This is a genomic window from Mycetohabitans rhizoxinica HKI 454 (genome assembly GCF_000198775.1).
GTDB lineage: Bacteria > Pseudomonadota > Gammaproteobacteria > Burkholderiales > Burkholderiaceae > Mycetohabitans > Mycetohabitans rhizoxinica.
Genome location: NC_014722.1, coordinates 2,327,805 through 2,350,426, shown reverse-complemented (window position 1 = coordinate 2,350,426; position 22,622 = coordinate 2,327,805). Strand labels below are relative to the sequence as shown.

The following is a 22,622-nucleotide window of genomic DNA, read 5'->3' as shown; positions in this document are numbered from 1 at the left end:
GAAGTGCGCGCGAAGTGCCCGCGCCCCGCGCCAAGCCTGAAGGGGCGCGCGTTGAGGTATTTGTCACGCCGGGATTACAGTCGTGCCGAACTGACTGCGAAGCTCAAGCGCGACGCCCAGGAAGGCGACAATATCGAGCCGATTCTCGATGCACTCGAGCGGGACGGCTGGCTGTCTGACAGTCGGTTTGCCGAAAGTGTCGTGCATCGCCGCGCGTCCCGATTCGGCGCGGCCCGGATCGTTGGGGAGTTGAAGCGGCACGCGTTGCATGGCGACCTGTTGGACGACATCGGCAATCAATTACGGGAAACCGAATGGGAACGGGCGAAAGCGGTGTGGCAAAAGAAATTTCAGGGCCACGTCGCGCAGTCGCCGGCCGAGCGTGCCAAGCAGGCGCGTTTCTTGGCCGCCCGCGGCTTTTCCCGCGCGGTGGTTTCGCGACTCGTCAGCGGGATCGACGACGAAGCCGGCGATGAATGACGGTCCGCGTAGACCGCGTCGTGTTACGCGGTATGTTGCGCTTCGCCTATGCGTTCGTGGCGGTGAAGCGCGTTCCGGGGTGGGCGCGCGGGTGTCGTCAGGCCGTTGGACCGGTATGCTAAAATCGCTGGGTTTTCCATCCGGCCGTAACCCTTTCCATGCCGCTCCCTCCCTCTGCTCCTCGTCGGGCGCGTCATCGCCGTGCGATTGACGTGCAAGCGTTCGAGCGCGAAGATGGCTTGTGGGACATCGAAGCATGCCTGACCGATTGCAACGTGCGTGACACGCAAATCGCCACCGGTGTTAGGCCGGCCGGGCTACCTATCCAAGAACTTCGGCTGCGGGTGACGATTGATCGTCAGATGAATGTCGTCGATGCGCAGTCGCCGGCGGTGAAATGGGTTTCTTATCCGGGGCATTGCGAAGACGCCAATCCAAGCGATCGCGCATTGATTGGATTGGACCTGCGTCGTGGGCTCTGGCATGCCGTCACTGAGCGTCTTGGTGAGGCGGCGGGCTGTACGCATCTGACCGATTTGCGCGTGCTATCGCCGAGCGCAGCCAGCCAGGCTTGCGTCGGCGAGGTGTCGCAGACAGGCGCGTCAGACACGGACGCAGCCGGCGATGCGATGCCGTTTCAGCTTGATCGCTGCCACGCGTTGAAGCTTGACGGCCCGTGGTCACGCAATTCTATCCGCGCTGGTATGGCCACGCGCCGCGTGAAGTCCGCGCCGCGCCGTGCCGCGTCGTGCGCGAAGCCGCGCCAAGCGCCGCACACAGCGATATTCATTCCAACTCTCAGACTGAAGGGAATCACGCATGAAGATTCACGAGTACCAGGGTAAAGAGATCCTGCGCAAATTCGGGGTCACGGTGCCGCGCGGCAAGCCCGCGTTTTCGGTAGACGAAGCCGTCAAGGTGGCCGAGGAGCTTGGCGGCTCGGTCTGGGTGGTGAAGGCTCAGATCCATGCTGGTGGCCGTGGCAAGGGCGGTGGCGTCAAGGTCGCGAAATCGCTGGATCAGGTGCGTGAGTATTCGAACCAGATCCTCGGCATGCAGCTCAAGACGCACCAGACCGGCCCCGAAGGGCAAAAGGTTAACCGGCTGCTGATCGAAGAAGGCGCGGACATCAAGAAGGAACTGTATGTCGGTCTCGTCGTCGACCGTATCTCGCAAAAGGTTGTGCTGATGGCCTCCAGCGAAGGCGGCATGGACATCGAGGAAGTGGCCGCGAAGACGCCCGAGTTGATCATAAGGTTGCGGTCGATCCGGCTAAGGGCTTGCAGGACGCTGAAGCAGACGAGATCGCCAAAAAAATCGGCGTGCCGGAGGCATCGCTCGCGCAGGCCCGTGCGAACCTGCATGGACTGTACAAGGCATTCTGGGAAACGGACGCATCGCTGGCCGAAATCAACCCGTTGATCCTGACCGGCGACGGCAAGGTAATCGCGTTGGACGCAAAGTTCAACTTCGATTCGAACGCGCTGTTCCGTCACTCGGAGATCGTTGCCTACCGCGACCTCGACGAAGAGGATCCGGCCGAAATCGAGGCATCGAAGTTTGATCTCGCCTACATCTCCCTTGATGGCAACATCGGCTGTCTGGTCAATGGTGCCGGCTTGGCGATGGCGACGATGGATACGATCAAGTTGTTCGGTGGCGAACCGGCGAACTTCCTCGATGTCGGCGGTGGTGCGACGACCGAGAAAGTGACCGAAGCGTTCAAGCTGATGCTGAAGAACCCGAACCTGAAGGCCATCCTTGTGAACATCTTCGGTGGGATCATGCGTTGCGATGTGATCGCCGAGGGCGTGATCGCGGCATCGAAGGCGGTGCACCTGCAAGTTCCGCTGGTCGTGCGGATGAAGGGTACCAACGAGGACCTCGGCAAGAAGATGCTCGCCGACTCCGGGTTGCCAATTATTTCCGCGGACAGCATGGAAGAAGCCGCGCAGAAGGTCGTCGCCGCAGCCGAAGGCAAGTAAGCCGCCGCGCTCACTTCGAGGATACGCATGGTGTCGTTGCCACCGCGCTTTGCGCGAGCTGCGGCGCCGAACGAAAGAGGTCATTACATGTCGATTCTGATCAACAAAGATACGAAGGTCATCACGCAGGGTATTACCGGCAAGACCGGCCAGTTTCATACGCGCGCCTGTCGCGAGTACGCGAATGGTCGCGCTGCCTATGTCGCGGGTGTGAATCCAAAGAAAGCCGGTGAGGACTTTGAGGGCATTCCGATTTTTGGCAGCGTCAAGGAAGCCAAGGCACAGACCGGTGCGACCGTGTCGGTGATTTACGTGCCGCCGGCTGGTGCTGCTGCGGCAATCTGGGAAGCAGTCGAAGCCGACCTGGACCTGGCGATCTGCATCACCGAAGGCATTCCGGTCCGGGACATGATCGAGGTGCGTGACCGGATGCGCCGCGAGAACCGCAAGACGTTGCTGCTCGGGCCGAACTGCCCGGGTGTGATCACGCCCGACGAGTTGAAGATCGGCATCATGCCTGGTCATATCCACAAGAAGGGTCGTATCGGTGTCGTCTCCCGCTCGGGTACGCTGACGTATGAGGCGGTCGCCCAGCTGACCGCCCTTGGCTTGGGTCAATCGTCGGCTGTCGGGATCGGCGGCGACCCGATTAACGGTCTGAAGCACATCGACGTGATGAAGATGTTCAACGACGATCCGGATACGGATGCGGTCATCATGATCGGTGAAATCGGCGGCCCGGACGAGGCGAATGCGTCGTACTGGATCAAGGACAACATGAAGAAGCCGGTCGTGGGCTTCATCGCCGGCGTGACGGCGCCCCCTGGCAAGCGGATGGGTCACGCTGGCGCATTGATCTCGGGCGGTGCCGATACCGCCGAAGCGAAGCTTGAGATCATGGAGTCGTGCGGCATCAAGGTAACGAAGAACCCATCTGAGATGGGTCGCTTGTTGAAGTCGGTGCTGTAAGCGCCGCCGACACGCACGCATTACTACCGGCACAGCCGGCCACCGCGACGCGGTGGCCGGCTGTGTCTTTTTGGCGGCCTGCTGTTGCTGTGGGTTGGCATCAAGCTGATGCAGCCGCAGTCGGATGCGCATGGCAGCGTCAAGGCCGCGGACAAGCTGTGGGCGGCCGTGCGCACCATTATCGTCGCCGATTTCGTGATGAGCTTGGACAACGTGATCGCGATAGCCGGCGCGGCCGATGCGGCTGCATTGGAGCATCGGCTGGGGCTGGTGGTCTTTGGCTTGCTGTTGAGTGTGCCGTTGATCGTATGGGGTAGCACGCTGGTGCTCAAGCTGTTGGATCGTTTCCCGGCGATCGTCCCACTCGGTGCCGCGTTGCTCGGCTGGATCGCCGGCGGCCTGGTCATCGGTGATCCCCTTGTGGCGAGGTTGTTTGGCAACGGTATGCAAGCGTATCACTACGTCGCCAGCGTCGTCGGTGCGCTGACCGTGATCGGGACCGGCGGGTGGCTGAAACGCCGTAGCCGGCATGGCACGGCGGTGCGTGCTCGCTGACGCGCGGACACGGGACGCGGCAGCCAACGCGGCCCGGCACTCCATCACGACGCTGCCGGTGTCGTTCATGGGCGTAGCTCCAATGGCAACCGCGCAACGCTGACACTTGTCCACGGCATGACGATGCTCGCAGGTCCGGTGCACCGGTACCGGCCCTTCGATGCCACCATGCCCAGCATACCGATGGCGGCACTGCGATGTCGCCACGCCCAGCGTGCCGATGCGCCGCGACATGCGAACCTGGATGCGGCTCACGCACGGCACTCCGGCGGCGCAAAACGGGCCGGCAGCGTCGGGCTTGGGTCGGGCACTGGCCCGGGAATCGGAAGCGACGAAGTGGTCTTGCCTGCGGCGAAGCATTCCCAGGTCAGTGTGCCTGTGCCGCTGCGGTTGCTGCTAATGGATACTTGGGCATGGGATGCGTCCAGATCGTCGGATGTCGACGGCATCAGCACGAGCGTGTTTTCGCCGGATGGGGCGACTAGGGAGGTATAGTGGATCGTGATGGCCCCCGTTTTGTCGTCGATGTCGATCGATTCCACGTTACGCGTCGCCGGCGGTCGTGCATAGCCGCTGCCAAGCCGTTGCGCGCCCGCCACGGCATTTTCTGCCACGGCCAGCCGCGCTGGCGCGGCCAACGACAGGCCCTCGCCAACCCGGCTGCGAGTCAGATAGTCGCGGTAGGCTGGGAGCGCAAATGACGCGACGACGCCAACGATCGCCAGTACGATCATGAGCTCCACTAGCGTGAATGCCGCGCATGACGGTGTTGGTCCCCGTACCGCGGGGCGGTCAGAATCGTCGGGCTTCTGGCGGGTCGATGCAGTCATCGGTGCGCTCCTTACTAGGGGCCGCTTCGGGAATCGAACGCGGTCCGATAAATTGTGCGCAACAGGATGAGCCAGCTGTAGTCAGCTAAATAGCCAATGCATCGCCACAGCGGTGCGGAATTTTTGTATAGTGCGCCGGTTTCCTCGAGTCCAACCTGCCATGCCCGTATCGTTGTCGCGATTGCTCACGTTTGGCTTTCTTATCCTGGCCTGGATCCTGCCGTACGCGGTCACGTTACATACGTATCCGATCCCGACCTTCTACGCTGAGTACTCGGCGCTCGCGTTGTACTTGCTGGTCGGGGCATCGATTTTCGCGTGGGTGTTTGCGTCCGGTGAGCGCGCGGCGATCGATGCGCCGCGGGTGGCGCTCGTGCCGCTGCTGTTCGGCGCGTTGTTGTTCGCGCAGCCGTTCATCATCGATACCGTTCAGCCATCGATGAACCTGCTCGGCGGCGGGTTCCTGCTCGCCGCGTTGATGGCGACGCAGACGGGGTACTGGATCAGTTGCCTCGGTTCGATGCAACGCGCGTTCAATGTGATAGCGTACGCGCTGCTGGCAGGTGGCGTATTCGCAGTGTTTTGTCAATTCGTCCAACTATTTCATTTGGAAAACCGCGTGGCGCCTTTCGTGGTCAGCTACCACGTGCAGATAGGGCGGCGGCCGTTCGGCAACATGGCGCAGGCGAACCATTTGGCGACGTACATCGCGTTTGCGCTGGCCGCGGCGCTGTATCTGGTTCAGCAGCGACGGTTACGCTACCCGGTATGGATCGTGTTGTCGGTGGTCTATACAGCCGGTCAGGCATTGACGGTTTCGCGCGGCCCCTGGTTGCAAACCGGTGTCATCGTGCTAGCGGGGGCATGGATGGCGTTTGAAGCGCGTCGCAGTCGCGTCTCTTCTTATGGTGAACGCCACGACACCTGGCGTTCGCTGCGCGACTGGATGACGCCGGTGTTGCTGCTGGTCATTTTCATCGCCGTCAATCTCGCGACGCGCTGGGCCAATGCGTCTTTCAATCTGAATTTGGGTCAGTCCGCCGCCGAACGATTCCAGGATGCTGGCCAGATTGCGCCGCGATTGGCGCTCTGGAAATACGGGCTCGCGATGTTCGACATGCACCCGTGGTTCGGCGTTGGCTGGGGCGAATTTCCGCGCATTCAATACGAACTCGTCGACAAGCTCGGCAGCGTTGAGATCGCGAACAATTCCCATAACATCGTGATCGACCTGCTGGCTAAGACCGGTGCACTCGGACTGGCGATCGCCGTAGTGGGGCTGCTGCTGTGGTTCGTGCGCGTTCTGCGCGGTGGTGAGCGGATCGAACGGGTATTCGGCGTTGCGCTGATCGGCATCCTGTTGATGCACGCGCTGGTCGAGTATCCGCAGCAGTACATGTTCTTCCTGCTGCCGGCGTGGTTCGTGATTGGACTGCTGGAAACCTCGCCGCTGCGGGCGGCGCCCGCCGCCGCCCGGGGAGGGCAGGGCGCGCTGGTATTGGCCGGTCTCGTCGCGTTGTACCCGATCCAGCGCGACTATGCGCGCTCGGAAGTGCTGTATTACGGCTCGAATCCCTATGAGCAATACCGGGCCGATCCGGCGGTGCTATTTTCCGCATGGGGCGAATATGGTTTCGCGACATTGTTGCCATTGGATAAGACCGACCTCGACAAGAAGCTGGCGATGCACCGTCAGGCAATGGCTCTGTTGCCTGGAGAAACCGTGGTGCGGCGGTATGCGGTGCTGCAGGCGATCGCTGGCGACACCGATGGCGCGCTGCAGACCATGCGTCGGCTGAAGGTGTTTGCAGACATGTTGAAGGATTGGCCGGCGCAGCTTGCCGCAGTGTATCGTGCGTGTGACGATGCAGGCAGTGTGCTTGCGCCATTCAAGCAGGCGCTTGTCGCCCGCTATGGGATCATGCCGGCGGCGCCGCCGGAGGACGGCGAAGACAGTGGGGAATGATCGGTATGGCCGGTCCCGCCTTAGCGCGGGACCCGTTTGATGGGATTCGCCGTCCCAGCTGTGCCTATTCTCCCGCCACCCAACTCCCGGACTTGCCGCCGTGCTTCTCGAGCAGCTTCACGTCGGTGATCGTCATGCCGCGATCCACGGCCTTGCACATGTCGTAGACGGTCAGCAGGCCGATCTGCGCTGCCGTGAGCGCTTCCATTTCGACGCCGGTGCGGCTGATCGTCTCGACGCGGACGGTGCAGTGCACGGCCGCTGGCGTTTCGTCTAGGGTGAAGTCGACGCTCACGCGGGTCAGCGCGAGCGGGTGGCACAGCGGAATCAAGTCGGATGTGCGCTTGGCGCCTTGAATCGCCGCGATACGCGCGACGCCGAGCACGTCGCCCTTGGTGGCGCGGCCTTCGCGGATGAGCGTCAGTGTTTCCGCGCGCATCGTGATTGCGCCACGCGCAATCGCGACACGGCGGGTTGCATCCTTGTCGCCGACGTTGACCATCTGCGCCTGGCCGGATGCATCGAAATGGGTAAGTTCTGACATGATAGTGACGGCACGGTATCGTTGCTGGACAGCGGCGGTATGCGGCTTGCGGCGGCTCGCCGATCCACAGAAGGCTGGTCCGGTTCGCGGCGCCTCGGCGTGCAATAGCGATTCACCGAGGCCCGCAGGCATCCCGGTATCATAACAGTGGCACGCGCGCGCACGAGCACCGCGGCGCCCGGGCCTACGTGGATTCATGGTGGTGCGGTGGCCGAACGGGTGCTGCCATTTCGCAGCCGTGTGCCAGAACGTCCTGACCAAGTCAYGCAGATCAAACGTCTTATTGCGTTGTCCGTCATCTTTGCGCTGGTTTGGCCGCGGCTGCCGAGCGCTCAGCCATCTGGCGTGCCCGACACCGTGCGGGCCGGCGTGCGGGTGTCCACCGGCACGCCGGCCAATCCAGTGGTCAGCGCAGCGGACCGTGATGCTGGGCAATATGATTCGCGCTATTGCGATTCGCTAAGCGACGTCTTCGGCGTGTATCGCGGCAATGCGGGCGGCGTCGAGCGCCCAGGTACGTCGAGGTTCACAGGTACGTCCTATGGGCCGCACGTGCACTCGCTGCCCAGCCTTGGCGATGGCTCAGGCGGTTCGTTGTCGCCGCAGGCTGAGCGCAAGCTTGGCGAGCGGGTGATGCGCAAGGTGCGGCATGACCCCGACTACCTGGGCGACTGGCTGGTGCGGGACTATTTGAACTCAGTCGCTTCACGGCTCGCGGCCGCGGCCCGCGAGCGCTACATCGGTGGCTACGTGCCGGATTTCGACCTGTTCTCGGTGCGTGACACGCAGATCAATGCGTTCTCGATGCCGGGTGGCTTCATCGGGATGAACACGGGCTTGATCGTCGCGACACGTACCGAATCGGAGCTGGCGTCAGTAGTCGGCCACGAGATGGGCCACGTGCTGCAACGGCATATCGCGCGGATGATCATGATCAGCGAGCGCAACAGCTATGCGGCGATCGCCGGCATGTTGTTTGGTGTGCTTGCTGGCGTGCTGGCCCACAGCGCGGATCTGGGCTCGGCGGTGGCGATCGGCGGACAGGCGTTCGCCGTTGACAATCAGTTGCGGTTTTCGCGCACCGCCGAGCGCGAGGCGGATCGCGTCGGCTTCATGATGCTGGAAGGCGCGGGCTTCGACCCGTATGGAATGCCATCGTTCTTCGAGCGCATGGAGCGTGGCACGGTCGCAGATGTCGGCGTGCCGCCCTACGCGCGAACGCACCCGCTGACCGGGGAGCGGATCGCCGACATGGCGGACCGGGCTCGCCATGCAGCGTATCGCCAGCCGCGGCAGTCGCCGGAGTACGTATTTGTGCAGGCGCGCGCGCGGGTGCTGCAAAACAAGTCGGCAAGCGAGCTTGCGGATATCGAGCAGCGCCTGCGGGCGCAGATCGATGGCCAGAGCGCGCCGAGTGTGGCGGCGAACTGGTATGGCATCGCGCTGGCGCAAATGCTGCAGGCCCACTATGCGTCCGCGCAGGCTTCGTTGCGCCGTGCGCGAGCGGCATTCGACGCAGTGCAATCGGCGCAGCCGGATGGCATGTCGTCCACGGTCAGCCTGGACGTACTGGACTCGGAAATCGCCCGCCGCGCTGGACGGCTGGACGATGCGCTGCGCGACGCCGAACGGGCGCGGCGCCGCAGTCCGGCTTCGCACGCGGCGATCGACGCGTATTTGCAGGCGATGATCGCCGCGCGCCGGTACGCCGACGCTCAGGCGTTGGCACGGGCGCAGGCGGCCGCGGAGCCGCAGTACAGCGAATGGTGGCGCTATTTGGCGCAAGCCAGCGCCGCGCTGGGTGACACGGTCCAGCAGCGCCGCGCGCAAGCAGAGACGCTGGCGCTCGACGGCGCGTGGCCATCGGCGATCCGCCAACTCAGGCAGGCGCGCGATACGCGGGGTGCGTCATACTACGACATGTCGACGATCACCGCGCGGCTGCGGCAATTCGAGGAGTGCTATCGGGAAGAGCGGGACGACGACAAGCTTCGCGGGTAGCGAGTCGGCAGGCGGGCGTCCTGCCGCACGCTCACGCTATGGGGTCGGCAGGGCGCGTTGTTGCGACCGCGGCGGCGGGGCTGGGCTCGAAATGAAAACGCGCCGGTACATCGACGCGGTCGATGGGCTGGATTCGCAACGGCACATGTGGGCGCCAGACGAACGTATGCGGCTGCCCGTCCTCATCGAAATCGATGTGCTCGGAGAAGAGCGCCAGGTCATGATCGTGTAGCACTGCGACCCGGGCCGGTGCGCCATCATCGATGAACAATACGCCGCCGGCATCGTCGAGGTAACACGCGCAAGGCACGAACGGTGCCCCGGTATGGTCGCGCAGCGTCAGCACGTCGCCGTGCAACGCTTTAGACAAATCCTCGTTCTTGGACATCCTGACGACATAAGGCGTGTACGCCAGTTCGACGTAGACCCGCTGTGGCCCATTCTGGAAGTACCACTGACCATCTTTGTCGCTCTGGTAGTTGCGATTGATGAAGCCGAGCAGCGCCGAGTGCCGGATCGGCGTGCCTGGTTCGCCGTTCGCCTGCGCCGCTTCATCGCGCATGCGCCAGTTGCCGCGCCTGTCCAGCAGCAGCCAGCCGGTGCAGTGCGGGACATCGGGCCATTTAGCTAGTGCTTTCTTGACGATTTCATCCATCGCGAGTCACCGAGCGTAGGGGTGGAAATAGTCGAGCACGCGCCGTGCCAGCCACTCGATGCGTCCTGGGAATGGCCCCGTCATGAAACCGACATGGCCGCCGTATTCCGGTTGCTCCAGTTCGACGGCCGCCGACACGTCGCGTGCTGCTGGTAGCGCATGCGCGGGCAGAAATGGGTCGTTGCGTGCGTTGAGCAGCAGCGTTGGCACCGTGATCTCGCGCAGCAGCGGCTTAGACGCTGCACGCTTCCAGTAGTCGTCCACGTCGCGAAAGCCGTGCAGCGGCGCGGTGACGATGTCGTCGAACGCCCGGAAGTTGCGCGCCTGCAGCGTGGCGGTGATGTCGAATAGGCCGGGATATTGTTGCGCCTTGATGATAGCCTTGCGCTTGAGCGTGCGCAGGAAATTACGTGTGTACAGTAGGTTGAAGCCACTGGACAGCGCGACACCGCCTACGCTCGGGTCCAGCGGCGCGCTGATGGCAGCCGCGGCATCAACCCGTCTGCCAGCGTCCTCACGCCGTTCGCCGAGCCAGCGCAGCAGCACGTTGCCGCCCAGCGACACGCCGGTAACGAGTAGCGGGCCCGCGTGCGCGTCGCGCAAGCGGCGCAGAATCCAGTCCATTTCGGCGCTGTCGCCCAGATGGTAGAAACGCGGCGCCAGATTGATCGGGCCGCTGCAGCTGCGAAAATGCGGGACCACGCCGCGCCAGCCTTGCAGTGCGACGGCCGCCATCAACGTGCGCGCGTAATGGCTGTCGGAACTGCCCTCTAGGCCATGGAACAGCACGACGAGCGGCGCATTTTGCGCCTGTCCGGCGGTATCGAGCCAATCTAGCTCGATGAAATCGTCATCTGGCGTGGTCCATCGCTCGCGCCTGTAGGCGACTCGTGGCGCGCGCGCGAGCAGCGCCGGCACGATCGTCTGGATATGGGCATTCGGTAGCCAGCGGGGCGGCCGGTAGATCAAATCGATGTGGGCCGCCCCCGACGAGCGCTCAGTGTAGCGAACCCTGTCCATGGCGCATCTTCGCGGCGAACTGGCCGGCAGCCTTGTCCGGCATCGGGCTCGCGTGGATATGAGCGATTCGCCATTCACCGCGCTCATGCACGAGCACATAGGTCGAGAACACCATCGTCGCGGGCTCGGTCTGGTCGGCCGGACGGTGTGCCTCGGCGATCGCGTAGACCACGGTGCTCAGGCTGTCGTGGACGCGGATGTCGACCGGCTCGATCGTCACGCGGGCCGCCTCAAACTGCTTCGCCAGCCCGTCGCGGATTTCGCCAAGGCCATGCATATGTGCGCCGTCCGCGCAGATGCAACTGGCGAATTCCTCGTCGATCCACAGGCTCATCGCATGGTCCAGGTTCGCGTCGGCAATAGCTTGGTAGTACGCGTTGAGCGCGTCGGCGGCGGCGTCGAAAAGGCGGGCGAAACGTGGCATGGCGCGTCGATGGGTTCGGTCCTGGCGGGGCGCTCGTTTTGCGCGGCAAGTGCGGCGCGCCCCGGCACAGTTCAGCGGTTGGCAATCAGCATCCCGCGCAGGTCGCCGAATACCTGTTCGGCGGACAACTCGCGCAGGCAATTCAGATGACCGAGCGGGCACTCGCGCGCGAAGCACGGGCTGCACTCAAGATGCAGCCATTGTACCTTCGCCAGCTCGGACAGGGGCGGGGTATGTCGCGGGTCGGTCGATCCATAGAGCGCGACGAGCGGTCGGCGCAATGCGGAGGCCACATGCATCAAGCCGGAGTCGTTGGTCACCACCGCGCTCGCGCGCGTGATTAGGGCACAGGCTTCGCTGAGCGACGTCTGGCCGCACAGGTTGCGCACGTTGGGTGCGCGGTCCGCGATGGCTTGAGCGACCGTGCTGTCCTTGGGCGAACCCAGTGCGACGATCTGCGTGTACGGAAATGACTGGCCGATCATCCGGGCCAGCGCCGCGAAGTGCTCCGGCGGCCAGCGCTTGGCCGGCCCGTATTCGGCACCGGGGCAGAACGCGATCAGTGGCACCCGCGTGTCGAGATTGAACCGGTGCGACACGCGCACCGGCTCGTTCAAGTCGATCTCCAGTCGCGGCGGCGGCAAGTCGGCCGGCAGCTTGGCGCCCGGTGCGTAGGCGAGCGCCGCATAATGCGCCACCATCGGCGCTCGCTCACCTCGCGGCGGATTCGGATGCCGCACGTTCAGCAGCATATAGCGGCTCTCGCCGGTATAGCCGATGCGCAGCGGGATGCCGGCAAGCCACGGAACCAGTGCTGATTTCAGCGAGTTTGGTAACACGTAGGCTGCGTCATAGCCGGCGTCACGCAGGTCGCTGGCCAATTGCCAGCGCTGCCATAGCTGCAGCTTGCCGTGCCCGAGGTCAGTCGAATGGATCTCGCGGATCTCTGGCATCCGCGCGAGCACCGGCGCCACCCACGCGGGCGCGACGGCATCGAGGACGATCCGCGGGTGCAGTCGCTTGATCAGCGCGAACAATGGCTGAGCCATCAACGCGTCGCCAATCCAATTGGGCGCGATTATGAGCGCACGGCGCATCGAGTCAGAAATTCCAGTCAAAAAGCGCTTCGGCCGGCGCTTGCCTGGGGCGCCGGAAGCGGGTCGATTGCGGGGGAAGCAACACGGAGACACTGCGCGCGAAGGCCGTCGCACCGTGGTGCGACAGCTTTCACGACCAGCCTGCGCCGGTGCGTGGCGCTGGGCTCAATGGCCCTTGAGCACCTCGCCGTCGCGCAGTTTATAGCGCGTGCCGCAGTAAGGGCAGCGCGCCTCGCCGTGCGTGACGTCGATGAAAACACGCGGATGCGCGCTCCAGCGGGGCATCGCTGGGTTCGGGCAATAGGCGGGGATGTCCTTCGCGCTGAGTTCGATCAGCGGCATTTCCTTCAATTCGCTCATAGGGTCGATCTTGGGTTCGAAAGAGGCAGGCTCAGACCTGGGTCAGCCAGTGCGCGTACTGTTTGTTTTTTCCCGACACGATATCGAAGAACGCGCACTGGAGCTTTTCGGTGACCGGTCCGCGGCGACCGGCGCCGATCGTGCGGTTGTCCAGTTCGCGGATCGGTGTGACTTCGGCCGCGGTTCCGGTGAAGAACGCCTCGTCCGCCGTGTACACCTCGTCCCGTGTGATGCGCTTTTCGATGACTTCGATGCCGAAGTCTTTCGCCAGCGTGATGATCGTGTCGCGCGTGATGCCGTCCAGGCACGACGACAAGTCCGGCGTATACAGCTTGCCGTGGTTGACGAGGAAGAAGTTCTCGCCGGAGCCCTCGGACACGTAGCCGTCCACATCCAGCAGCAGCGCCTCGTCGTAGCCGTCGGCGGCTGCCTCCTGGTTGGCGAGGATCGAGTTCACGTACCAGCCCGACGCCTTGGCGCGCACCATCGACACGTTGACGTGATGGCGCGTGAACGACGAGGTCTTCACGCGAATGCCGTTGGACAGCCCTTCGTCGCCGAGGTAGGCCCCCCATGGCCATGCCGCGATCGCGACATGGATCGTGTTGCCTTTCGCCGACACGCCGAGCTTCTCGGAGCCGACCCAGATGATCGGGCGCAGGTAGCACGATTGGAGCTGGTTTTCCCGCACGACGTCGCGCTGCGCGGCGATGATCGTTTCCTGGTCGAACGGCACGTCCATCTGGAAGATCTTTGCCGAGTTGAACAGGCGCCTCGTATGCTCCTTCAACCGGAAGATCGCGGGGCCTGCGCTAGTCTGATACGCACGCACCCCTTCGAATACGCCCATTCCATAGTGCAGCGTGTGCGTCAGCACATGGATCTTCGCGTCGCGCCAGTCGATCAGCTTGCCGTCCATCCAAATCTTGCCATCGCGGTCGGCCATTGACATAGGGATTGTCCTCGCAGTGTCTGTCGTTGGCCGTCCGCACGGAACGCGCAACGGCTCAGCCAAAGGACGTTATTTTAGCGCCAATTTGAGTCCCGACGCGCATACGGCGTACCGCTTGCCGTGACCTGCCACTGTTTCTCGTGGCGTGGCGTGCCGTGGCCCGCCGGCGTCCAACAAAGCGGTTAGCGGATCGTCAATGGGTGGTGGATGCGTGGCCGGGCCAGTCTTATAATCCGTGTGCTTACCTAGAGGGAGTCGCCGCTGCAATCGCCGATCGCCAGCCCGCTCCACTCAATTCATCGTTGCTGCCATGTTCCAGCGTTTGTCCGATGTCGACCGCCGCGCCTTTGTCGAGGGCGTGCGCACCTGTGCGCCGACCTTTGCCGCAATGTTCTCCTGGGGGCTGGTGACCGGCATCGCGATGAGCAAGTCGGTGCTGACCGTGCCGCAGTCGCTCGGGATGTCGCTGCTCGTGTATGCCGGCTCCTCGCAACTGGCCGTGTTGCCGCTGCTCGCGGCGAAGCTGCCGATGTGGACTGTGCTGCTGACCGCGGCGATGATCAATACGCGGTTTATCGTGTTCAGTGCCGGCCTGGCGCCCCATTTTTCGTACCTGTCAATGCCGCGCCGTCTGTGGCTAGGCTATTTCAACGGCGACGTGATCTACCTGCTGTTCCAGGCGCGCGGCTTCAAGTCCGGGTATGAGCCTGGTAAGGAGGCGTTTTTTTGGGGCATGGCGGCGTCAAGCTGGATCATGTGGCAGGCGTCCTCGATCATCGGCATTCTGCTCGCTAGCCTTTTTCCAGACGACTGGGGCTTGAGCCTGGCGGGTACGCTCGCGTTGATCCCGATCATGGTGTCGGCGATTGTCGGCCGCTCGACGCTGGTGGCCGTCGTCATCGCGGCGATCGTCGCACTCGTTAGCATTGACATGCCATACCGCCTGTCGCTGCCGCTGGCGATCCTGGCCGCGCTGCTCGCGGGACTCGCCAGTGACACCTATGCGCGCAACAGGTCGGCGAGCGCATTGCGGCGCGCTGGACAGGGCGGCAGGGTGTCGCAATGAACTCGACCGAGATTTGGCTCACGATTGTCGGCATGATGATCGTCACCGGCGTGACCCGCGCCGCTTTCCTGCTGGGCGGCGAGCGCACCGTGTTGCCAGAGCGCGTGCTGCGCGCATTGCGTTATGCACCTGCAGCGGCGCTGATTGCGGTGGTCGTGCCGGATGTCGCCATGACGCCGCGAGGGCTAGCGTTCGCGCTCGACAACCATGCATTGTATGGCACGGTTGCCGGCACGCTGTGGTTTCTGTGGCGCCGGAGCATGGTCCAGACGATTGTCGTCGGGATGTTGGTGTTCACGGCGCTGCGGTTAGGGTGGTCTTGATCGGTCCCCGTTCCCACTCGGGCCGGGCGGGTGGTACTCCGTTGATGGCACCGCCGGCGATTAATGAGCGCCTATCTGAACGCCTATCCCGCGCTGAACATCTATCCTGTGCGCGCTCCGGGTCAGTCCAGGGCTGAACCGGCATGCCACGATTCCGTGCCGGTGATCCAGTACTTTTTGGCAGCCCTGCCGCAACTTCTGATACTTCGATCGCTCCATCCGATGCGCTAGAATGACATGTTCCCGGCGAGCTGCACGGGCCGGGCCGTCCGCTTGCCCGGTGGTTCACCGGATGCGCATCACGCGACGGCGGCGTGCGCGTCACCTCGTCCGCGCCGCGGCTTTACCCTTTCCTCAACTTTGTCAAGCCAACCTCATGACTCAAGTTCTGCGTTTGACCGACCTCATCGCGGACGGAAAGCTCCGCGGCCAGCGCGTGTTCATCCGTGCCGACCTGAATGTGCCACAAGACGATGCCGGCAACATCACCGAGGACACCCGCATCCGCGCGTCGGTCCCGGCGATCCGCCAGGCGCTTGATGCCGGCGCGGCGGTGATGGTGACCTCGCACCTGGGCCGCCCCACCGAAGGGCAGTTTAAGCCGCAAGACTCTCTCGCACCCGTGGCTAAGCGCCTGGGCCAGTTGCTCGGCCGCGACGTGCCGCTGGTGGCCAACTGGGTCGAGCATGGTGTAAACGTGGCGCCCGGCGATGTCGTGTTGCTCGAGAATTGCCGCGTCAACCCGGGCGAGAAGAAGAATTCGGACGAGCTTGCGCAAAAGATGGCCGCGCTGTGCGACGTCTACGTCAATGACGCGTTCGGCACCGCGCACCGCGCGGAGGCGACCACGCACGGGATCGCGAAGTACGCGAAGATCGCGTGCGCCGGTCCGCTGCTCGCGGCGGAACTCGATGCGTTGGGCAAAGCGCTCGGCCACCCGAAACGTCCGCTCGTGGCGATCGTGGCGGGCTCGAAGGTGTCGACGAAGCTGACAATCTTGGAGTCGCTTGCCCAGAAGGTCGACCAACTGATCGTGGGCGGCGGCATCGCAAACACGTTCATGCTAGCCGCCGGGTTGCCGATCGGCAAATCGCTGGCCGAAGCGGATCTGGTCGGCCAGAGCAAGGCGATCATCGACGCGACGAACGCGCGCGGAGCGTCGGTGCCGATTCCGACCGACGTGGTGACCGCGAAAGAGTTTGCGCCGGGCGCCCAGGCGCAGACCAAGGCGGCAAGCGAGGTGGCTGACGACGACATGATCCTGGACATCGGTGCGCAGACCGCGGCCGCGCTGGCCGCGCAACTGGAAAAGGCCGGCACGATCGTGTGGAACGGGCCTGTCGGGGTGTTCGAGTTCGATCAGTTCGGCAACGGCACGAAGACGCTCGCGCAGGCCATCGCGCAGTCGGAGGCGTTCTCCATCGCAGGCGGCGGCGATACGCTCGCGGCGATTGCGAAGTACGGTATTCATGACAAGGTCAGTTATATCTCGACCGGCGGGGGGGCCTTCCTCGAGTTCCTCGAGGGCAAGACGCTGCCCGCGGTCCAGGTGCTGCAAAGCCGTGCGCAAGCCGGCAACGCCGACACATAAACGGGTTGCGGCGCGCGACCTTGTGCCACTTACCGCCGACGCCGCAACATGGCGGCGCGGCTGTCCTGGCCCGGCCAGCCGCGCGCTGCGGCGTGGCGTCGGTGTCGCATCCGCTCCGGGCCATCGCCTCTGCGGCAGCGCTTTATGCAGCGCTTTAACTCAGTCAAGGAGACTCATGCATCGCGCTACCAAGATTGTCGCCACCATCGGACCCGCGTCCAGTTCGCCAGACATCCTGTCGCGGATGATCGCGGCGGGGCTGGATGTTGTGCGGCTGAATTTCTCGCACGGCACCGCCGACGATCATCGCCAGCGTGCTGAGTTCGTGCGGGAGGCTGCGCGGCAGGCGGGCCGTGAAGTGGCGATCATGGCGGACCTGCAAGGTCCGAAGATCCGCGTCGGCAAGTTCGAGAACGGCCGCGTGACGCTCGTGCCGGGCGCGCCGTTCGTGCTGGACGCCGCGTGCGAACTGGGCAACGACGAGCGCGTCGGCCTGGACTACAAGGACCTGCCACGCGATCTGAAGGCCGGTGATATCTTGCTGCTCAACGATGGCCTGATCGTGTTGAGCGTGCAGCGGGTGATCGGCGGGGAGATCCACACGAGCGTGAAGGTCGGCGGCGAATTGTCGAACAATAAAGGGATTAACCGGCAGGGCGGCGGTCTGTCCGCCCCCGCACTGACGGCGAAGGACATGGAGGATATCCGTACGGCTATGGCGCTCGGCGCGGATCTGGTTGCCGTGTCGTTCCCGAAAAATGCGACGGACATGGAGATGGCGCGGCAGCTCGCGAACATCGCCGGCGCGCCGTACGGTCACAAGCCGAAGATGATCGCTAAAATCGAGCGTGCCGAGGCGATCCCGGCATTGCAGGAGATCCTCGATGCATCGGACGGCATCATGGTGGCGCGCGGCGATTTGGCGGTGGAGGTCGGTAATGCGGCGGTGCCGGCGCTGCAAAAGCGCATGATCCGGATGGCGCGGGAGGCGAACAAGACCGTGATCACCGCCACGCAGATGATGGAGTCGATGATCCAGAACCCGGTGCCGACGCGGGCGGAAGTCTCGGACGTGGCCAACGCGGTGCTGGACGGCACCGATGCGGTGATGTTGTCCGCGGAGACCGCGGCCGGCCGGCATCCGGTCGAGACCATCGAGACGATGGCGGCTATCTGCGTGGAGGCGGAAAAGTCCGAGCACGTCGAGTTGGACAAGGATTTCCTGGATCGCACGTTCACCCGCATCGACCAGTCGATCGCGATGGGAGCGCTGTTCACTGCGTTCCACCTCGGCGCCAAGGCGATTATTGCGCTGACCGAGTCGGGCGCGACCGCGTTATGGATGAGTCGGCATTGGCTGCATGTGCCGATTTATGCGTTGACGCCGCGCGTGGCCAGCGAGCGGATGATGGCGCTGTACCGCAATGTGGTGCCGCTGCATCTGGAATCGAGCCTGGACCGCGATACGGCGCTACAGCAGGCGCTCGAGGTGCTGGTAAAGAACGGCTACGCGGTGCGCGGCGACATGGTTGTGTTGACCGTGGGCGAGCCGATGGGACAGGCGGGTGGGACCAATACGCTGAAGATCGTCAAGGTGGGCGACATCGTCTGAGGTTTTCGCCGCTGGGCGCGTCCCAGTCAACGTACAATAATGGCCGATGACCGACGCGACAGCGCCCGATCGAGGCAGCGCGCGGCGCACGGCACAATATGGATGCGCGCGGCCCACGGTAGCGCGGCCAATGCCGGGAAGAATTCTCATTGAAGGAGTGAAACATGCCTCTCGTATCGATGCGTCAACTGTTGGATCACGCGGCTGAAAACGGCTACGGATTGCCGGCGTTCAACGTCAACAATCTCGAGCAGGTGCAGGCGATCATGGCGGCCGCGCACGAGGCGAATGCGCCGGTGATCATGCAGGCGTCGGCGGGTGCGCGCAAATATGCGGGTGAAGCGTTCCTGCGTCATCTGATCGAGGCGGCGGTCGAGTCTTATCCGCATCTGCCGATCGTGATGCACCAGGACCACGGGCAATCGCCGGCGGTTTGCATGGCGGCGATTCGCAGTGGCTTTACCAGCGTGATGATGGACGGTTCGCTGCAGGCCGACGGCAAGACGGTCGCTAGTTACGAGTACAACGTCGAGGTGTCGCGACAAGTGGTCGAGTTCTCGCATGCGATCGGCGTGACGGTCGAGGCCGAGCTTGGCGTGCTCGGTTCGCTCGAGACGATGAAGGGCGACAAGGAGGACGGTCACGGTGCGGAAGGGACGATGACGCGCGAGCAACTGCTCACCGACGTCGAGCAGGCGGCCGACTTCGTACGCGCGACGCAGTGCGATGCGCTGGCCATCGCGATCGGTACGTCCCATGGCGCTTACAAGTTCACGAAGAAGCCGACCGGCGACATTCTGGCCATCGACCGGATCAAGGAAATCCATGCGCGGATTCCGAACACGCACTTGGTGATGCACGGCTCGTCGTCGGTGCCGCAGGAGCTGCTGGCGGAAATCCGCGAGTTCGGTGGCGACATGAAGGAAACGTATGGTGTGCCGGTCGAGGAAATCCAGGAAGGCATCAAGCACGGTGTGCGCAAGATCAATATTGATACGGACCTGCGACTAGCGATCACCGGTGCGATCCGCCGCTATTTCGTCGAGAACCCGAGCAAGTTCGACCCGCGCGACTACCTGAAGCCGGCGCGCGAAGCAGCCAAAAAGGTGTGCCTGGCGCGCTATCGGCAGTTCGGCTGCGAAGGGCAGGCCAGCAAGATCAAGCCATTGTCGCTGGACAAGATCGCTGAGCAATACAAGTCGGGCGCGCTCAAGCAAGTGGTGCGCTGATTCGCCGCCAACTGGGCCGGTGCGTGTTGCCGGTTGCGCGACGCGGCGCCATGCTGCGCTCGGTTTACAATACACGCCGTTCCCGCATTGCCGTGGAACGGCTTTTCCACTTTCTGGGACCCGACGATGCCCTCTGTGCTCTATGAATCCACGCTGAAGTCGCTGCCGCTGCTGGGCCGCGGCAAGGTTCGCGACAATTATGCGGTCGGCGACGACAAATTGCTGATTGTGACGACCGATCGCCTGTCGGCGTTCGACGTGATCCTGGGCGAGCCGATTCCGGACAAGGGGCGTGTGCTGAACCAAATGGCCAATTTCTGGTTCGACAAGCTTGCGCACATGGTGCCGAACCACTTGACCGGCGTGGCGCCGGAAAGTGTCGTCGCGCCCGATGAGGTGCCGCAGGTCGCCGGCCGCGCGGTCGTGGTGCGGCGCCTGCAGCCGATCCTGGTGGAGGCGGTGGTGCGTGGCTACCTCGCTGGCAGTGGCTGGAAGGACTATCAGGCTAGCGGTTCGGTGTGCGGCGTCGTGCTGCCGTCGGGCCTGCAAAATGCGCAACGGCTGCCGGAGCCGATCTTCACGCCGGCGGCGAAAGCGGACATCGGCCATCACGACGAGAACATTACGTTTGCCGAGGTTGAGCAGCGTATTGGCGCCGAGCTGGCCGCTCGCATTCGCGACATCAGCATCTCGCTGTACAAGACGGCTGCGCACTACGCGGCCACGCGCGGGATCATCATCGCGGACACCAAGTTCGAGTTCGGGCTCGATGACGACGGCAAGCTGTATCTGATGGACGAAGTGCTGACCGCCGACTCGTCGCGGTTCTGGCCTGCGGATCAATACCGGGTCGGCACCCATCCGCCGTCGTTCGACAAGCAGTTCGTGCGCGACTGGCTGGAGGCGCAGCCGTGGAACAAGGCGCCGCCGGCGCCGAAGCTGCCGCGCGAGGTGATCGACAAGACCGCGGCGAAGTATCGTGAAGCCCTCGAGCGGCTCACGGGCCAGCCGCTGCATCAATAACGGAGGCGCGGCGATGAACGAAGTCAAGCAGCAAGCACAGCAACCCGTGCAGCCCGGCAGCGCGCACAGTCGCTCGGACCCGCTGGTTGGCGTGGTCATGGGGTCCTCATCGGACTGGGACACGATGCAGCACGCCGTGGCGATCCTGCGCGAGTTTGGCGTGTCCTACGAGGCACGCGTCGTATCCGCGCACCGGATGCCGGATGAAATGTTCGATTACGCGCAGGCCGCGCGCGCGCGCGGCCTGCGCGCGATCATTGCGGGCGCGGGCGGCGCCGCGCACCTGCCCGGCATGCTCGCGGCCAAGACAACGGTGCCGGTGCTCGGCGTGCCGGTGGCCAGCAAGTACTTGCGGGGCGTGGATTCGTTGCACTCGATCGTGCAGATGCCCAAGGGCGTGCCGGTCGCGACGTTCGCGATCGGCGAGGCCGGTGCGGCTAATGCCGCGTTGTTCGCCGTGGCGTTGCTTGCGAGCGCGGGCAGTGCCGGCGCGCCGGTCGACGCGGACGGCTTCGCGTCCAGGCTCGCAGCGTTCCGTGTGCGTCAGAACGATGCCGCGCGGGCGATGGTGTTGCCGGTGGATTGACGCGCCGCGTGGGCCGAGGCGCCAGCGTGGCGGCCTTCGGCATTGAATTGTGTGTCCAGGGGCTCTGCCGCCGACCTAATGATGCTGACAAGATGACAGATGCTCGTTTACCCGTAGGCACGGGTTCATTCTCGACGGCGCGTGCCAGCTCGCCCACATTCGGCGCGCCGGCCTATCCACGCGCGCCCATCATGCCGGGCGCGTGGCTGGGCATGGTCGGCGGTGGCCAGCTCGGCCGGATGTTCTGTTTTGCCGCGCAGGCGATGGGCTACCGTGTCGCCGTGCTGGATCCGGAGATCACCTGTCCGGCGGCCGGCGTTGCGGATCGCCATCTTTGCGCCGCGTATGACGATCGCGAGGCGCTCGCTGAAATGGCGCGGCTGTGCGCGGCGGTGTCGACCGAGTTTGAGAATGTGCCAGCCGCTAGCCTGGACTGGCTGGCGCGCACTACCTGCGTGAGCCCGTCCGCGCAGTGCGTCGCCATCGCGCAGGACCGTATCGCCGAAAAGCGCTGGATCGAGCAGTCCGGCGTACCGGTCGCGCCCCACGTGGTGATCGAATCCCCGGCCGCGCTGCAGGCCCTGTCCGATGAGGCCCTGGCGGCGGTGCTGCCGGGGATCCTGAAGACCGCGCGTCTCGGCTACGATGGCAAGGGGCAAATGAGCGTGTGCAATCCAGACGAGGTACGCGTCGCGCATGCGTCGCTGGGCGGCGTCGCGTGCGTACTCGAGCAGCGGCTGCCGCTCGCGTACGAGATTTCGGTCATCGTCGCGCGTGGCGCGGAGCGCACGACGGCGGTGTTTCCGGTCGCACAAAATATCCATCTTCACGGCATTCTGTCGCAGACGATCTCGCCGGCGCCGGTTGCGGATGCGGCGCTTATCGAGCGGGCGCAGGCTGCGGCGCTGTCGATCGCGGCACAACTGGACTATGTCGGCGTGCTGTGCGTGGAGTTCTTCGTGCTGAAGGACGGCTCGCTGGTGGCCAACGAAATGGCGCCCCGGCCGCACAATTCCGGCCACTATACGATTGACGCGTGCGTGTCGAACCAGTTTGAGCAGCAGGTGCGCGCGATGACTGGCATGCCGCTGGGCTGCCCGCGTCAGCATTCGCCCGCGGTCATGCTGAATTTGCTTGGCGATGTGTGGTTTGCAGACAAGACGCCGCGCGTGCCGCCATGGCACGAGGTTGCCGCGATGCCGGGTGCGCACCTGCACCTGTACGCGAAGGAAGAAGCCCGCGTCGGGCGCAAGATGGGCCATCTGACACTGACTGCGCCGACGCTGGACGAAGCTCGGGCGGCCGCGCGCGATTGCGCGCGCCTTTTGCATATTCCACTCGAATGAGCGGCACC

At 64.1% G+C, this 22,622-nt stretch carries 22 protein-coding genes and 2 pseudogenes; 16 read left to right on the top strand and 8 right to left on the bottom strand.

Annotated elements, in window-relative coordinates; translation table 11 throughout:
* Positions 1 to 3 precede the first annotated feature (3 nt).
* The 5 genes and pseudogenes from recX to RBRH_RS10265 all read left to right on the top strand — a co-directional run bounded on the left by recX (position 4) and on the right by RBRH_RS10265 (position 3,989).
* Entirely contained in the window at positions 4 to 480 is a 477-nt protein-coding gene (gene recX / locus RBRH_RS10285) for a recombination regulator RecX (RefSeq protein WP_013436186.1), read from the top strand.
* Positions 481 to 638: 158 nt separating this feature from the next.
* Positions 639 to 1,303 (top strand): annotated as a pseudogene (locus tag RBRH_RS10280) (DUF2889 domain-containing protein).
* Positions 1,300 to 2,465: pseudogene (sucC, locus tag RBRH_RS10275) on the top strand (ADP-forming succinate--CoA ligase subunit beta). Before RBRH_RS10280 ends, sucC begins: the two co-directional pseudogenes overlap by 4 nt.
* A gap of 87 nt (positions 2,466 to 2,552) precedes the next feature.
* Positions 2,553 to 3,434: a succinate--CoA ligase subunit alpha gene (sucD, locus tag RBRH_RS10270; protein ID WP_041754466.1), complete on the top strand. Its 882-nt coding sequence runs from the start codon at positions 2,553 to 2,555 to the stop codon at positions 3,432 to 3,434.
* 60 nt (positions 3,435 to 3,494) lie between these two features.
* Positions 3,495 to 3,989, top strand: coding sequence for a YjbE family putative metal transport protein (locus tag RBRH_RS10265; protein ID WP_083813466.1), 495 nt, complete (start codon positions 3,495 to 3,497; stop codon positions 3,987 to 3,989).
* Between the two features lie 251 nt (positions 3,990 to 4,240).
* On the opposite strand, the gene RBRH_RS10260 is transcribed toward RBRH_RS10265, so the two are convergent.
* Positions 4,241 to 4,819: a pilin gene (locus tag RBRH_RS10260; RefSeq protein ID WP_013436179.1), complete on the bottom strand. Its 579-nt coding sequence runs from the start codon at positions 4,817 to 4,819 to the stop codon at positions 4,241 to 4,243.
* Positions 4,820 to 4,979: 160 nt separating this feature from the next.
* On the opposite strand from RBRH_RS10260, the gene RBRH_RS10255 reads away from it, so the two are divergent.
* Complete coding sequence (locus RBRH_RS10255; RefSeq protein WP_041753815.1) at positions 4,980 to 6,785, top strand: PglL family O-oligosaccharyltransferase; 1,806 nt, start codon at positions 4,980 to 4,982, stop codon at positions 6,783 to 6,785.
* Positions 6,786 to 6,849: 64 nt separating this feature from the next.
* On the opposite strand, the gene moaC is transcribed toward RBRH_RS10255, so the two are convergent.
* Entirely contained in the window at positions 6,850 to 7,329 is a 480-nt protein-coding gene (gene moaC, locus RBRH_RS10250; protein ID WP_041754463.1) for a cyclic pyranopterin monophosphate synthase MoaC, read from the bottom strand.
* A gap of 288 nt (positions 7,330 to 7,617) precedes the next feature.
* On the opposite strand from moaC, the gene RBRH_RS10245 reads away from it, so the two are divergent.
* The gene (locus tag RBRH_RS10245; RefSeq protein ID WP_232509291.1) at positions 7,618 to 9,330 is read left to right on the top strand and encodes a M48 family metalloprotease; all 1,713 of its coding nucleotides are present in this window, start codon (positions 7,618 to 7,620) and stop codon (positions 9,328 to 9,330) included.
* A gap of 31 nt (positions 9,331 to 9,361) precedes the next feature.
* Here the strand turns inward: RBRH_RS10245 and RBRH_RS10240 are convergent, their stop codons facing one another.
* From RBRH_RS10240 to RBRH_RS10215, 6 genes are all read right to left on the bottom strand, one after another.
* Positions 9,362 to 9,985 carry a DUF2946 family protein gene (locus tag RBRH_RS10240; protein WP_013436175.1) on the bottom strand — a complete coding sequence of 208 codons (624 nt, stop codon included), beginning with the start codon at positions 9,983 to 9,985 and terminating at the stop codon, positions 9,362 to 9,364.
* A gap of 6 nt (positions 9,986 to 9,991) precedes the next feature.
* Positions 9,992 to 11,005: a hydrolase gene (locus tag RBRH_RS10235; RefSeq protein ID WP_041753814.1), complete on the bottom strand. Its 1,014-nt coding sequence runs from the start codon at positions 11,003 to 11,005 to the stop codon at positions 9,992 to 9,994.
* Complete coding sequence (locus tag RBRH_RS10230; protein ID WP_013436173.1) at positions 10,983 to 11,429, bottom strand: nuclear transport factor 2 family protein; 447 nt, start codon at positions 11,427 to 11,429, stop codon at positions 10,983 to 10,985. Before RBRH_RS10230 ends, RBRH_RS10235 begins: the two co-directional genes overlap by 23 nt.
* A 71-nt stretch (positions 11,430 to 11,500) precedes the next feature.
* On the bottom strand, positions 11,501 to 12,526 hold the full coding sequence (gene waaF, locus RBRH_RS10225) for a lipopolysaccharide heptosyltransferase II (protein ID WP_041753813.1): 1,026 nt from the start codon (positions 12,524 to 12,526) through the stop codon (positions 11,501 to 11,503).
* A 165-nt stretch (positions 12,527 to 12,691) separates the two neighbouring features.
* Positions 12,692 to 12,886 (bottom strand): zinc-finger domain-containing protein, encoded by a 195-nt coding sequence (locus RBRH_RS10220; RefSeq protein WP_013436171.1) that lies wholly within the window; start codon positions 12,884 to 12,886, stop codon positions 12,692 to 12,694.
* A 31-nt stretch (positions 12,887 to 12,917) separates the two neighbouring features.
* On the bottom strand, positions 12,918 to 13,838 hold the full coding sequence (locus tag RBRH_RS10215) for a branched-chain amino acid transaminase (RefSeq protein WP_041753812.1): 921 nt from the start codon (positions 13,836 to 13,838) through the stop codon (positions 12,918 to 12,920).
* Between the two features lie 310 nt (positions 13,839 to 14,148).
* Here RBRH_RS10215 and RBRH_RS10210 point away from each other — a divergent pair, with 310 nt between their 5' ends.
* From RBRH_RS10210 to RBRH_RS10175, 9 genes are all read left to right on the top strand, one after another.
* Positions 14,149 to 14,904, top strand: coding sequence for an AzlC family ABC transporter permease (locus RBRH_RS10210; protein ID WP_083813465.1), 756 nt, complete (start codon positions 14,149 to 14,151; stop codon positions 14,902 to 14,904).
* Complete coding sequence (locus RBRH_RS10205; RefSeq protein WP_013436167.1) at positions 14,901 to 15,227, top strand: AzlD domain-containing protein; 327 nt, start codon at positions 14,901 to 14,903, stop codon at positions 15,225 to 15,227. The genes RBRH_RS10210 and RBRH_RS10205 overlap by 4 nt, the downstream gene beginning before the upstream one ends.
* Before the next feature lie 63 nt (positions 15,228 to 15,290).
* Complete coding sequence (locus RBRH_RS19060; RefSeq protein WP_157864432.1) at positions 15,291 to 15,458, top strand: hypothetical protein; 168 nt, start codon at positions 15,291 to 15,293, stop codon at positions 15,456 to 15,458.
* Positions 15,459 to 15,603: 145 nt separating this feature from the next.
* Positions 15,604 to 16,818, top strand: a complete 1,215-nt coding sequence (locus RBRH_RS10200) for a phosphoglycerate kinase (protein WP_041753811.1) — start codon at positions 15,604 to 15,606, stop codon at positions 16,816 to 16,818.
* Between the two features lie 175 nt (positions 16,819 to 16,993).
* Positions 16,994 to 18,430, top strand: coding sequence for a pyruvate kinase (pyk, locus tag RBRH_RS10195; protein WP_041753810.1), 1,437 nt, complete (start codon positions 16,994 to 16,996; stop codon positions 18,428 to 18,430).
* A gap of 164 nt (positions 18,431 to 18,594) precedes the next feature.
* Positions 18,595 to 19,659, top strand: coding sequence for a class II fructose-bisphosphate aldolase (gene fba / locus RBRH_RS10190; protein WP_013436164.1), 1,065 nt, complete (start codon positions 18,595 to 18,597; stop codon positions 19,657 to 19,659).
* Positions 19,660 to 19,785: 126 nt separating this feature from the next.
* Positions 19,786 to 20,682, top strand: a complete 897-nt coding sequence (locus tag RBRH_RS10185) for a phosphoribosylaminoimidazolesuccinocarboxamide synthase (RefSeq protein ID WP_041753809.1) — start codon at positions 19,786 to 19,788, stop codon at positions 20,680 to 20,682.
* A gap of 97 nt (positions 20,683 to 20,779) precedes the next feature.
* Positions 20,780 to 21,268, top strand: a complete 489-nt coding sequence (gene purE / locus RBRH_RS10180; protein ID WP_370645087.1) for a 5-(carboxyamino)imidazole ribonucleotide mutase — start codon at positions 20,780 to 20,782, stop codon at positions 21,266 to 21,268.
* A gap of 191 nt (positions 21,269 to 21,459) precedes the next feature.
* Positions 21,460 to 22,614, top strand: coding sequence for a 5-(carboxyamino)imidazole ribonucleotide synthase (locus RBRH_RS10175; RefSeq protein ID WP_041754460.1), 1,155 nt, complete (start codon positions 21,460 to 21,462; stop codon positions 22,612 to 22,614).
* Positions 22,615 to 22,622 lie beyond the last annotated feature (8 nt).